This is a genomic window from Pseudoalteromonas sp. SCSIO 43210 (genome assembly GCF_054133285.1).
The window spans coordinates 4,026,333-4,039,583 of record NZ_CP087225.1; the positions used below are offsets into that span (position 1 = coordinate 4,026,333).

Sequence of the window (13,251 nt, forward strand, 5' to 3'; positions counted from 1 at the left end):
AAAATTAAATCCATTATTCCATAATTTTATTTAATTGTGTGCATTTTATCGGGTTATAACTGAACCCAGACCATATTTTATAACGAGTATGTTTAGAAAACGGCTATTTCACGGTAAACTAACGCCACTTCCCTTTAAGAAAGATCAGTATGGCACGCATTTTTTACTCATTCGCATTAATTATTATTAGCCCACTGATTGTATTTTATCTCTATATTTTACGAGGTAAAAAAAACCAAGGTTATCGTGCACACTTTAAAGAGCGCTTTGGGTTTGTCAGTAAGTCTTTATTTACGGTTAAAACTAAACCTTTAGTTTTTCATTGTGCTTCTGTTGGTGAAGTACTTGCCGCAACGCCACTTATTAAAGCTTTGCAAAAAGCGCATCCAAACTTAAATATATTTATAACCTGTAATACTCCAACAGGCAGAGAGCAAATACTTAGCCAGTTTAAAAATACTGTAGCGTGTAGCTATTTACCAATCGATTTTCCGTTTGCGACGGCTCGATTTTTAAAGCGTATAAAGCCACAAGCATTATGTATTTTAGAAACCGAGCTATGGCCAAATTTAATGGCGATAAGCCACAAAAAAAACATACCAGTACTTGTCATCAATGCAAGACTCTCTGAAAAGTCGCAGCAGGGCTATCAAAAGGTCGCTAAATTAACGCATATTATTATGCGCTCAATTACGGTACTTGCGAGTCACAATAAAACAGATGCTAAACGCTTTATTGAACTTGGTCTTGAAGCTTCAAAAAGCCATGTAACAGGCTCAATAAAATTTGATATAACACCAAGTGAAGAGCAACTAGCTAAAGTACTCAACCTTAAACAGCTTTATAGTAGTAATGAACGCTTTGTGTGGGTGGCAGGCTCAACACATCCTGTTGAGCATGAGCTGGTACTTTCAGCCCATCAAGAGTTACTAAAAAAACAACCGAACGCATTACTTATAATTGCCCCGCGCCATCCAGAGCAATTTGACAAAGTGGCAGAGCTTTTAACGCAAAGCCCACTTAGCTTTAGCCGTCGTAGCCAAAATAACTATAATAATGAGCAAGTACTTCTTGCTGATACGCTTGGTGAATTACAGTGTTTATATGGCGCTGCAAATGTGAGCTTTATTGGTGGCAGCTTAATTCGCAGAGGTGGGCATAACCCACTGGAATCAGCAGCGTTTTCGGTAGGTGTAATAACAGGTCCACACACATACAATTTTGACCATGTTTATCCCGAGCTAATAAAACTTAAAGGCGCTGTAGTGGTTGATAGTAACGACGAACTCGCAAAGCAGCTTATAACGTTTAGCCAAAACACAAAAGCGTGCCAAACCTTAGGTATTAAAGCTGCGCAATGCGTAACTAAAAACCAAGGTGCTATACAAAAAACACTTACCATTATTAATCAATATTTAGAGCCAAAACCGTGACCAACATAGCTATAAGCCAAACCCGCGAATGGGTATCATCTGTTATTGTTAAATATAACTTTTGCCCGTTTGCTCGAAAAGAAGTAGAAAATAACTGTATTCATTACATAGTAAGCTTAGCAACGAGTATGGATGATGCTGTAATGGATATGCTTGAGCAATGTGTTGAGCTTGACCGTGAACCAGAGCGCGAAACAACCCTTATCATGTTTGACAACGGCTTTAGTGACTTTGAAGACTTTTTAGACTTGGTCGATTTAGCTAATGCACTTTTAGTCGCGCAAGGCTTTGAAGGTAAGTATCAAATCGCTAATTTTCATCCTGACTACGTATTTGCTGACAGTGATGAAACCGATGCCGCAAACTACACAAATAGAGCCCCCTTTCCTACTTTGCATTTAATCCGCGAAGCAAGTATGAGCGAAGCACTTGATAGTTATAACGAGCCTGAATCTATTCCTGAGCATAATATAAATTTAGCAAGGCGTAAGGGGGTTGATTTTTGGCAGCAGTTACTTGAAAGCTGTAAAAAACCGAGCGCTTAAATGCTCGGTTTTATTTTGGTTTGTACAAAACTTTGTGCAAAATAAAGCAATAACTAACGCTTATTTTTTAACCCAGTTACCATTTACTTCAACGTAATGACCACTTTGGGTTTTTTCAATTGTTTTAGCGGCAGCAAGCGCTTCAACTTGTGAAAGCGACAAGTTATTCTTTTTAGCGAGCTTTAAGTACTGCGCTTTACGCTTTGCATTTATGTCATCAACAACGGCTTTTGCCTCTGCGTTTTGTACAACAAGTCCTAAATAACCAGAGCTATCTTCACCTACTAAACCTTGGTTTTTAGCGTCATCAAGGCTAATAGCCCACGCAGAGAACGACATACATACTGCACTAACTAACGTAATAATGTTTAATTTTTTCTTCGTATTCATGTTCTAGCTCCTTAAAATAACTCACTGTCGTCACTAAATAAATTGTCGAGTTCTTTATCTACTTTTACGCGAATTTCGTGATCGACCTTCACATTTAAATTAATAGTAATGGGCTCTTTAGCAGACACCTCAACACGGTGCGTGCAGGCACTTAGCGCACTAATAGCACTCAGCGCGAGCAGTACTTTTATCAATAACGACTGTCTCATTATTAGTTTCCTTTTTGTGAGTATTGTTGCTCAACTTTTTGTGTAATTTCGTCACTTAAACGCAGTGCACGTAAAAGTGTAAATACGTTTTCTTCGTGGTTATAATTAAAGTTAACCTGCTGCTGCTCTGCTTTATTATAGCCTTGCAAATTAACCCCTAGTTTTAACCAACCATCGTTTTTTAGTGCCACACTGCTATTAAGTTTTTGAATATCTAAATTAGTTAATAGCCCTAACACAGGTTGTAACTCTTGCTGTTGCTGCATTACTGAATCAAAAGCGGCATTATTGGTAATTTTTAAATTACTTGTTCCTTGGCTAAATAAGCTACCGTCAATTATTTCAATTTTTCCACTATCAAAGTGAACCGGTAAAGACCCCGCCAAGCGTCCCGTTAATACAATGCCCGACTTATCGTCGAATGTAACAAGTTTACTCGCATCAATATTTTCAAACTTAACATTAGCAACTTGGTTTGGCTTCCCTACTGTGTAGCTATCTAATGAAAACTCGCCACCAAACACACTTCCTTTTACATCATTTATAAGCGCGGTATTGCTATTAACTTGCCATTGCCCTTCAATCGCTTTAACTACGGCACCCGCCCTAAACTCATTTAAATTAAAGGTAGTTGGTTTTACATTAAGCTTACCTGAATTATATTCCCCACTAAATGTACTGTTTAAATCGCTCGCAAGGTAATCGTTATACAGTGCACTTGCATGACTAATCCCTATATTGAACAGTGCATTTTGTAAGTTTATATCGCCACTAATATAGCCATTAAATTCGCCCTTAGTTAGCTGTGCAAGTGGCTCAAATTGCCTAATAAACGCATTTAACAGCAGCGCACTTTGTTCAGGAATAACCACTTCAAACGGATGAGCTTGCGACGACATATGATGATTTATAACTAACTCAACATCGTTTATAAACGCGTGATGCGTGGCTTTTAGTGCACGACTTTGCAAGCCCGTAGACTCTACTTTTATATTATTAAGTTTTATGTCAGGGCTATTAACAGCCTTTATATTGGTTTTTGCTGTTAGATCAGCAAATAACTCACCTACGCCTAAATTAGCATTTGCTGTTAATGTGTTACTTATATCCGTTGCTTTAAATTCTTTATATTCTGCGCTTTTTAATTGCTGCGTTAACGCTACCTCTGCGTTTAACTGTTTATCCATTTTTGCTGTTAAATCACCTTGATATTGCACTGCACTTATATCAAACGCATCTACATTATTAAGCGTTAATTTAGCGTTTATAAGCCCAATTGGTTTTGAGTCTATAAACTCACTTATATTAAAGTGACCACTAAGGCTAAGCCCATTCGCTGTTGCAGGTGCAAACTCAGGCAAGCTTTCAAGCATAACGACGTAATCGCCTTTAATTGCAGTGCCAGCTAACTGAGCATTAACGCTAATATTATTTATATTGGGTGTATTTATTTGAGCTGATAAAGTTGTATGTAGGTACTCAAGTGGAGATTTAATATTTAGTGTTGTATCTGTTATTAAAATATCAAATTGCTTATCGCCCACGCTTACCAAATTAATTACAGGTACACTCAACTCACTAGCCTCTAAGCTAATTGATTGAGGGAGTTTTAGTTGCCAATTTAAAGGCACTTGTTTGCTAATAAAGCCTGCATATTCACTTGGTGGAATTAACTCAGTACAGCTTGGTGTTAAATTAATTTTGTTATTAAGCAAATCGGTATTAAATATTAACGCTTGGCTATTTAAATTAAAACGCGTCGCCAATTTACCAGTGGTTAATACGTTAACTTTGCACTGCTCATACGTGTGAGCAAACTGGGATCTAATATCGCCATTTAACTCAAGTTCTATACCATCAAAGCTAAATGCTTGCTGAGTATTAAAGTTAAAATCTGCTATTAATGTATTTTTAGTGTTTATAACTTGCTTTAAAAAAGTGTCATTAATTTCAAACTGACCACTTACTTTATTAGCAGTCAAAATTGCACTCGCGTTTATATCACCTGAGACATTAAATTTATTTAGTTCGGGTTCTAATATGCTTATTTTAAGTGGCTTATTGAGCTCATCACTTTTTACTACAAGCTGTTTAATATTGATTAATGGGCGATTTAAGGGAAGTGCTAAATCGAGATTTTTAGCAAGCTGATTAGCATTATCACTTTCAGGGAGTGGATTAACTGTTAGCACTGCATTTTCAATATCTACACGCTTTGTATTTGCAGTAATACCAGTAAGTTGTAATTGTTGATTTTGATAATTTAAACACACTCTATCAGCATGAATATTTAAGCTAGACGTGATTGAAAAATCAAGGCAGTTTAATGTTACACCCGCTTTTTCGAGCTCTGGCGCTATAACCCACTGTAATAAAGGTAAACGAAATACATAACCAAGCAGCAAGGTACTTAGTAATACAGCTCCAACAATTAAACCAATTCGCTTAAACATACTATCCTTAAATGCTTTGTGCTTTTAGCTATACTAATACCAACCTGCATAAATCTTTGATCAATTTAACGAATTAAATTGCACTATAACGTCGTTAAAAGTTTTTTATTTAGAACAACTAGATATAAAAACTTTTGCCTAGTTCTAGCGTAATTTTCTTAACGTTAAATAGACCCCATATATAAGCAGATTGGTATAATCAAAAAAGGCTGCACAATGCAGCCTTTTTAATTTTACAGTAAGATTATGAATCTAACTTGTATAAACGTAAATATAATTAACCTACGTTTTTACGTGCGTTACGGAACATACGCATCCACGGGCTATCCTCGATCCACTCATCAGGATGCCAAGAGTTGGCAACGCTTCTGAATACACGTTCTGGATGCGGCATCATTACAGTGGCACGACCATCTATTGACGTAATACCTGTAATACCTTCTGGAGAACCATTAGGGTTAGCTGGGTACTGCGTTGTAGGGCTACCGTAGTTGTCTACAAACTTAACCGCTACAGTGCCGCTATCAAGCGCCGCTTTAGTGGCTGCATCGTTTGCAAACTCAGCATGGCCTTCACCATGAGAAACTGCTATTGGCATACGCGAGCCAGCCATTCCATTAAAGAACACAGACGGATTCTCTTGTATTTCTACTAAACTAAAGCGTGCTTCAAAACGCTCTGATTTATTAGTTACAAAGCGCGGCCAATGTTCAGTGCCAGGGATCAACTCTTTTAACGTTGATAACATTTGGCAACCGTTACATACACCTAAGCTGAAAGTATCTTCACGGTGGAAGAAGTTTTGGAACTGATCGCGTGCCATGTCGTTAAACAAAATAGACTTAGCCCAACCTTCACCCGCACCAAGTACGTCACCGTATGAGAAACCACCACAGGCAACTAAACCTTTAAATTGCTCTAGTGTTAAACGACCTTCTAAAATGTCGCTCATGTGCACATCAACGGCTGCAAAACCTGCGCGATTAAACGCTGCCGCCATTTCTAAATGAGAGTTAACACCCTGCTCACGTAAAATAGCCATTTGCGGTTTAGCACCGGTTGCAATGTATGGTGCAGCTATATCTTCATTTAAATCAAAGTTAAGTTTTACGTTTAAGCCTGGATCTTTTGCATCAAATTTAGCATCAAACTCTTGCTTAGCGCACTCAGGGTTATCACGGCGTGCTTGCATTTGATACGTTGTTTCAGCCCAAATAGTACGAAGCTCAGTACGCGTATGATTAAGTACCGTATTTTCGCCACGGTTAAATATAATCGTATCGTCACTGTTAAGCGTGCCAATGTTGTGGCTAATTGCTGCTATACCATGTTGTTCAAACACCGCATTCACTGCATCTAAATCAGCATTTGCAACTTGAATTACGGCACCTAGCTCTTCGTTATAAAGCGCTTCAATGTCTGAACCTGTTAAAGCTGCTAAATCAACCGTTACACCGGTATGACCCGTAAACGCCATTTCAGCTACTGTGGTAAATAAACCACCGTCTGAGCGGTCATGATAAGCAAGTAACTTACTATCAGCCACAAGCGCTTGCATTGCGTTATAAAAGCCTTTTAATAACTCTGGGCTATCAACATCAGGGGTTACATCACCCAATTGCTTATAAACTTGCGCAAGGCTTGATGCGCCCATGCGGTTTTTGCCCGCACCTAAATCAATTAATATAAGCGATGTATCGCCTTTATCTGTGCGCAGTTGTGGTGTTACTGTTTTACGTACGTCGTCAACACGACCAAACGCAGTTATAACCAGTGAAAGCGGCGATGTTACTGACTTCTCTTGTGAGTCACCTTCATCTTTCCATGTCGTTTTCATCGACATAGAATCTTTACCTACAGGAATCGTTAAACCAAGCGCAGGACAAAGCTCTTCGCCTACGGCTTTAACAGCTTCATATAAACCAGCATCTTCACCTGGGTGACCCGCTGCTGCCATCCAGTTTGCCGATAACTTAATGTTTTCAAGGCTACCAATATTTGCACAAGCAATATTAGTTAACGACTCAGCTACAGCTAAACGAGCAGATGCACCGTAATTAAGTAATGCAGCCGGAGTACGCTCACCGAGTGACATAGCTTCACCGTGGTAAGTATCATACGTTGCCGCAGTTACTGCACAGTTAGCAACAGGTACTTGCCAAGGACCGACCATTTGATCGCGCGCTACTAAACCCGTAACTGAACGATCGCCGATTGTTATTAAGAATGTTTTTTCTGCAATGGTAGGTAAACGCATTAAGCGCTGCGCTGCATCTGCTGCATTTATTGATGTGATATCAAGCGCTTTGCCAACAACTTGCTTTGACGTTACATCGCGGTGCATTTTAGGTGCTTTACCTAATAATACGTCCAGCGGCAAATCAACAGGGTTATTTTCAAAATGGCTGTCTGACACCGTTAAGTGAGGTTCAGCGGTTGCTTCACCAATAACAGCGTACTGGGCACGTTCACGCTTACAAATTGCTTCAAAGCGGTCAAAGTCCTCTTCGCCAACAGCGAGTACATAACGCTCTTGTGATTCATTACACCAAATTTCGTGTGGTGCCATGCCTGGCTCATCGTTAGGGATGCTACGTAATTGGAACTTACCACCACGTCCGCCATCATTAACAAGCTCAGGAAACGCATTTGATAAACCGCCAGCACCTACATCGTGGATGAATGCAATTGGGTTTTCATCACCTAGCTGCCAACATTTATCGATAACTTCTTGGCAACGACGTTCCATTTCTGGGTTTTCGCGCTGTACTGAAGCAAAGTCTAAATCTTCATTTGACTGACCAGAGGCCATACTTGATGCAGCACCACCGCCTAAACCTATGTTCATTGCAGGTCCGCCTAGCGCAATTAATTTAGCGCCTACAGGAATATCACCTTTTTGAACATGATCAGAGCGAATATTACCTAAACCACCGGCAAGCATAATTGGTTTATGGTAACCACGTACTTCTTCACCGTTATGGCTTGTTACTTTTTCTTCGTAAGTACGGAAGTAGCCTAACAAGTTAGGACGACCAAACTCATTATTAAATGCAGCGCCACCTAGTGGACCTTCTGTCATTATATCAAGTGCGTTTACAATACGACCCGGCTTACCAAAATCGCTTTCCCACGGTTGCTCGTAACCTGGAATACGTAAATTTGATACAGTAAAGCCAACTAAGCCTGCTTTTGGCTTAGAGCCACGACCCGTTGCGCCTTCATCGCGAATCTCACCACCAGAGCCTGTAGCCGCACCAGAGAATGGCGCGATAGCTGTTGGGTGGTTATGCGTTTCAACTTTCATTAGTATTTCAATGTCTTCTTGATGGTACGCATATTCACCTTGCGCATTTGGGAAGAAGCGACCCGCTTTTGAGCCTTTCATTACTGCCGCGTTATCTTTATACGCCGACAATACATTTTCAGGATTTAACTCAAACGTATTTTTAATCATTTTAAACAGCGATTTTGGCTGCTCTTTTCCATCAATTGTCCAGTCAGCATTAAATATTTTATGGCGACAATGCTCTGAGTTTGCTTGTGCAAACATAAACAATTCGATGTCGTTAGGGTTACGTCCCAACTTTATAAAGTTTTCTACCAAGTAATCTATTTCGTCATCAGCAAGGGCAAAACCTTGCTCAACATTGGCTATTGCTAATGCTTCGCGTCCGCCACCTAAAATATCAACAGACGACATTTGGCGCGGTGCATCACTGCGAAACAGCTGAGCAGCATCTTCAAGCTCACTATGTGTGGCTTCAGTCATGCGGTCGTGCAATAACGCAATTACTTGTGCAAGTTGTTCTGCGTTTAAATTACCTTCAACATAATAAGCAATACCGCGTTCAACACGGTGAACCTGCTTTAAACCACAGTTGTGGGCGATGTCGGTAGCCTTAGATGCCCAAGGTGAGATGGTACCTGGGCGAGGTGTAACAAGTACAAGTTTGCCAGCTGGGGTATGCTCAGCAATGGTTGGACCGTAAGTTAATAGTTTTTCAAGCTTGGTTTGCTCAGCGCTACTCAACGGCGATGTTAAATCGGCAAAGTGAGTATACTCGGCATATACGTTAGTGATTGGAAGTTGCGATTGTTGGCAACGCGCTAAAATTTTATTAACTCTGAACTCTGAAAGTGCTGGTGCACCACGAAGGATCAACATAGATAATTTCATCCGGGGTTAGGGATTGAACGATATTTTAGGCACGCATTATAGTCCAATTAGCATTCAGATTTAACTCAAAATTACGCTTTTCATAAAATTAACTTTTCAGCTGTATTTATAGTCTGTTTTGGTTAATAAAATAAAAGGTAAAGTGACGTGATGGCCTAGTTTTGCTATAACGGTGGCTGGCGAGTTTAAGGGGCACTCAATGTTCAAAGAAAAACTAATAATAATCATTACTTTAGTTATGCTGTTGTGCGCATGTGATATGCAAGAACAGCCAACTCAACTCGCCCAAATAAAAGAGCAAAACAAAATACGTGTGGGTACGCTTGCGAGTGCCAGTAATTATTATCAAGCAGTACAAGGAGAGCAAGGTTTTGAATATGAGTTATCTCAAGCCTTTGCTGATTATTTAGGTGTAGAGCTTGAAATAGTCCCTTTCTTTAACTTATCTGACATGTTTGAACGCCTTGAAAAGGGGGATTTAGACTTAATTGCCTCAGGACTTACCTACAATAAAACCCGTGCAGAGCAATATCGCTATGGCCCAACTTATCGCACAATTAGCCAAAAGTTAGTTTATAAACAAGGGCGCGTTCGCCCACGTGATTTTGATGATTTAGATGGTAACTTTACCGTTATAGCTAAAAGTAGTCATTCGCTTACTTTACAAAAAATGAAAAAAAACAATCCTGAACTCACTTGGACCGAAAGCGAAGAGTTTGACGAAGAAGAGTTACTTCAAGCAGTTATTGATGGTGAGATAGATTACACCCTTGCCGATACACATACCTTGTCGCTGTTTCGTCGGTATCACCCTAATTTAAGTATTGGCTTTTCAGTTACCCATAACGACCCAATCGCATGGATACTCAACAAATCTAAAGACGACTCTTTATATGCTCTACTTGTACCTTTTTTTGGTGATATAAAACAAAGTAATCAACTTTACGTACTCGAAGAAAAATACTTTGGGCATGTACGCCAATTTAACTATGTAAATACCCTAGCTTATATAGAAGCGATAAAAGAAACTCTACCAACATACCAACCGTGGTTTGAACAATATGCAGGTAGTCTTGATTGGCGTTTACTAGCAGCGCTTAGTTATCAAGAATCTATGTGGAATCCTCGCGCTAAATCGCCAACAGGCGTTCGCGGTATTATGATGTTAACCCGCAGTACAGCAAAACAAGTGGGTGTTACTAACCGATTAGAGCCAGAGCAAAACATTCGCGGTGGCGGTAAGTATTTAAGTAAGCTTATTAAGCGTATTCCCGACAGAATCCCGCAACCCGATAGAACATGGCTTGCACTTGCGGCTTACAATGTAGGCTGGGGGCACGTTAATGACGCACGTATAATTACCGAACAGCAAGGCGCAAGCCCTGATAAATGGGCTGATGTAAAAAAACGCTTACCACTGTTAATTAAAAAGCGCTATTACCGTAAAACCCGCTATGGTTATGCGCGTGGCGATGTAGCGGTTAAATATGTTGATAATATTCGTCGCTATTACGATGCACTTGTTTGGCTAGATGAAAATAATGCTATTACAGAAAAACCTGAATCAATCGTAGAGCTAAGCACTGTAATCGAGCCAAAGCTAAACGTAACAAGTGAGATAAAAATTGAGGCAAGTGAAGCTCAAATACAAAAGCAACTACCTATAATTGAGCCCGAGCAGTCAAGTGAAAAAAATAACTAAGATTAATTTAGGTGTTTATTTTTGACCATATCTATAAGCAAAATTTAAGTAAATTAAATATCTGTTTACTTGTCATCAAATGATCACTAATGTGTGTTAATTGTATATCATTAATTTATAAGATATACCTCGTGCCTTTCTCACTCTTGCATTAGGAGAAAACATGCTAAAACGTAGACGCACACAAAGATTAAAACGTAATGTAATTTATTCAACGGCCACACGTCGTCGTGTTATGTTGCGCAAATTGCACAAAAAGATTATCTGGCGTCGCCGAATGTTTGCTATGCAGCAAATGGTAGAGTCAGAAATATCCCCTGCGACTAATTAAAGATTAGTCGGATCACGAGCAGCTTTTTTAGCTGCTTTAATTTGTGCTCTTCTACGTTTAAAAAAATCTGAAATAGTATTGCCACACTGCTGTGCTAAAACACCACCACACACTTCAACTTGATGGTTTAACCTCGGTTCTTGTAATAAGTTCATAATTGAACCAGCAGACCCTGTTTTTTCGTCGGCTGCACCAAATACTAAACGCTTTATTCTGCTATGCACCAACATTCCTGCACACATAGAACAAGGCTCTAATGTTACGTACAGTGTACAATCTATTAAACGATAGTTGTTAAGCACTTTTCCTGCTTCTCGTACTGCGATCATTTCAGCATGGGCAGATGGGTCGTTATCGGTTATTGAACGGTTGTACCCTACTGAAATTAGCTGGTTATCTTTTACTACAATCGCTCCTACAGGGATTTCATCAAGCAACTCTGCCTGCTTTGCATACAAAAGCGCTTGCTCCATCCAGTAGGAATCATCAAATGGCTCGTTCATTCTTTCTACTTAAATAACTTTTTATGCTGTGATTATACCTAGTTAGCACTCTAAAGTGCGTCATTCATTACTTTATTGCAAAAATAAAACAATATTTACCCGTTTGTAATGGCTCACTCGTGCTGATTTACGCTATAATCTCACGCTTTTTTTATTTAGCTCACAACACGGGTAGCAAATGAAATTTCCTGGACGCCGCAGGCATAAACATTATTTTCCAGTGGAAGCCAAAGATCCACTTACCAATCAACTTAACGCAACAGAGCGATTACAACGTAGTTATATTACGGGTATCGATCAGATCGTTGTTGATATAGAGGCAAAAGTTGATCAAGCTTTCCTTGACGAATTTCAACTACGTAGAGGTATGTCGCAAGTTATTGATAGCGACATAACAAACGCCTTATACGATCGTTTAAAATTAAACGATATGGTTGATTTTGAGTTTGCCGGTGGGACCATTGGTAACACTATGCACAACTACTCTGTACTTGCAGATGATCGCTCAGTTTTATTAGGCGTAATGAGCGAAAATATAAAAATAGGTAGCTACGCCTACCGCTTTTTATGCAACACCTCAAGCCGCGTAGATTTAAACTATCTTCAACCAGTAGATGGGCCTATAGGTCGTTGTTTTACATTAATTGATGAAACCGGTGAGCGTACTTTTGCAATAAGTGCGGGCCTAATGAATCACTTACGTCCTGAATCTATCGATAAAAACCTTATTGAAAATTCATCAGCATTAGTGATCAGTGCCTACCTCATGCGTACGCAAGGTAGTGAAACGATGACTGAAGCGACTATGCAAGCGGTAAAATACGCTAATGATGCAGGTGTGCCAGTTGTTCTTACACTCGGTACCAAGTTCTTAATTGAGCAAGACCCTACCTGGTGGGCAAACTTTGTTGAAAAGCATGTTGATATTCTTGCTATGAACGAAGAAGAAGGGTTAGCTATTACGGGTTTTGAAGACCCACTCCTAGCTGCTGATAAAGCACTTGATTGGGTAGATTTGGTAATTTGCACCGCTGGCGAAAAAGGTTTATTTATGGCCGGCTACGTTGACGAAAATTTAAAGCGCGAAACCGAATACCCGTTATTACCAGGAGCAATACCTGATTTTAATCGATACGAATTTTCACGTGCTATGCGTAAAACCGAGTGTGATAAGCCTATCAGAGCATATAGCCATACAGCCCCATTCATGGGTGGACCTGACTCAATTAAAAACACCAATGGTGCAGGCGATTGTGCTTTAGCGGCTGTACTACATGACTTATCAGCAAATGTTTATCATAAACTTAACGTGGCAAACTCTGCTAAGCATCAGCAACAAGCTATTACTTACTCATCACTATCGCAAATTAGTAAATATGCTAACCGAGCTAGTTATGAAGTGTTAGTTCAGCATTCTCCTCGCTTATCTCGCGGTTTACCAGAACGCGAAGACTGCTTAGAACAGGTTTATTGGGAACAGTAAATAACGGTGGGAGCAAGTATTG

General features: G+C 39.7%; 10 protein-coding genes. 5 read left to right on the forward strand and 5 right to left on the reverse strand.

Features of this window, described 5'->3' with window-relative positions; translation table 11 throughout:
• The first annotated feature begins 149 nt into the window (after positions 1-149).
• Positions 150-1,433 (forward strand): lipid IV(A) 3-deoxy-D-manno-octulosonic acid transferase, encoded by a 1,284-nt coding sequence (waaA, locus tag LOS73_RS17630; RefSeq protein WP_457934044.1) that lies wholly within the window; start codon positions 150-152, stop codon positions 1,431-1,433.
• A complete protein-coding gene (locus LOS73_RS17635) occupies positions 1,430-1,978 on the forward strand; it encodes a DUF1415 domain-containing protein (protein WP_457934045.1) in 549 nt (182 codons plus the stop codon). Before waaA ends, LOS73_RS17635 begins: the two co-directional genes overlap by 4 nt.
• Positions 1,979-2,038: 60 nt before the next feature.
• Here the strand turns inward: LOS73_RS17635 and LOS73_RS17640 are convergent, their stop codons facing one another.
• From LOS73_RS17640 to purL, 4 genes are all read right to left on the reverse strand, one after another.
• A complete protein-coding gene (locus LOS73_RS17640; RefSeq protein WP_002961068.1) occupies positions 2,039-2,368 on the reverse strand; it encodes a YdbL family probable chaperone protein in 330 nt (109 codons plus the stop codon).
• Positions 2,369-2,379: 11 nt separating this feature from the next.
• Positions 2,380-2,577: a YnbE family lipoprotein gene (locus LOS73_RS17645; protein ID WP_007378800.1), complete on the reverse strand. Its 198-nt coding sequence runs from the start codon at positions 2,575-2,577 to the stop codon at positions 2,380-2,382.
• 2 nt (positions 2,578-2,579) lie between these two features.
• Positions 2,580-5,030 carry a YdbH domain-containing protein gene (locus LOS73_RS17650; protein ID WP_457934046.1) on the reverse strand — a complete coding sequence of 817 codons (2,451 nt, stop codon included), beginning with the start codon at positions 5,028-5,030 and terminating at the stop codon, positions 2,580-2,582.
• A gap of 277 nt (positions 5,031-5,307) precedes the next feature.
• Entirely contained in the window at positions 5,308-9,198 is a 3,891-nt protein-coding gene (purL, locus tag LOS73_RS17655) for a phosphoribosylformylglycinamidine synthase (RefSeq protein ID WP_033030875.1), read from the reverse strand.
• 211 nt (positions 9,199-9,409) lie between these two features.
• On the opposite strand from purL, the gene mltF reads away from it, so the two are divergent.
• On the forward strand, positions 9,410-10,912 hold the full coding sequence (gene mltF, locus LOS73_RS17660) for a membrane-bound lytic murein transglycosylase MltF (RefSeq protein ID WP_007378796.1): 1,503 nt from the start codon (positions 9,410-9,412) through the stop codon (positions 10,910-10,912).
• A 163-nt stretch (positions 10,913-11,075) separates the two neighbouring features.
• On the forward strand, positions 11,076-11,243 hold the full coding sequence (locus LOS73_RS17665) for a hypothetical protein (protein ID WP_007378795.1): 168 nt from the start codon (positions 11,076-11,078) through the stop codon (positions 11,241-11,243).
• Here the strand turns inward: LOS73_RS17665 and tadA are convergent.
• A complete protein-coding gene (gene tadA, locus LOS73_RS17670; RefSeq protein WP_457934047.1) occupies positions 11,240-11,746 on the reverse strand; it encodes a tRNA adenosine(34) deaminase TadA in 507 nt (168 codons plus the stop codon). The two genes, LOS73_RS17665 and tadA, sit on opposite strands and share 4 nt — an antisense overlap.
• 178 nt (positions 11,747-11,924) lie before the next feature.
• Here tadA and LOS73_RS17675 point away from each other — a divergent pair, with 178 nt between their 5' ends.
• Positions 11,925-13,229, forward strand: a complete 1,305-nt coding sequence (locus tag LOS73_RS17675) for an inosine/guanosine kinase (protein ID WP_033016283.1) — start codon at positions 11,925-11,927, stop codon at positions 13,227-13,229.
• The last annotated feature ends 22 nt before the right edge of the window (positions 13,230-13,251 follow it).

Bases quoted from the DNA above. Each gene is read 5' to 3' on its own strand.
- mltF (WP_007378796.1), top strand. From the start codon at position 9,410: ATGTTCAAAGAAAAACTAATAATAATCATTACTTTAGTTATGCTGTTG.
- tadA (WP_457934047.1), bottom strand. From the start codon at position 11,746: ATGAACGAGCCATTTGATGATTCCTACTGGATGGAGCAAGCGCTTTTG.
- LOS73_RS17675 (WP_033016283.1), top strand. From the start codon at position 11,925: ATGAAATTTCCTGGACGCCGCAGGCATAAACATTATTTTCCAGTGGAA.
- waaA (WP_457934044.1), top strand. From the start codon at position 150: ATGGCACGCATTTTTTACTCATTCGCATTAATTATTATTAGCCCACTG.
- LOS73_RS17640 (WP_002961068.1), bottom strand. From the start codon at position 2,368: ATGAATACGAAGAAAAAATTAAACATTATTACGTTAGTTAGTGCAGTA.
- LOS73_RS17665 (WP_007378795.1), top strand. From the start codon at position 11,076: ATGCTAAAACGTAGACGCACACAAAGATTAAAACGTAATGTAATTTAT.
- LOS73_RS17650 (WP_457934046.1), bottom strand. From the start codon at position 5,030: ATGTTTAAGCGAATTGGTTTAATTGTTGGAGCTGTATTACTAAGTACC.
- purL (WP_033030875.1), bottom strand. From the start codon at position 9,198: ATGTTGATCCTTCGTGGTGCACCAGCACTTTCAGAGTTCAGAGTTAAT.
- LOS73_RS17645 (WP_007378800.1), bottom strand. From the start codon at position 2,577: ATGAGACAGTCGTTATTGATAAAAGTACTGCTCGCGCTGAGTGCTATT.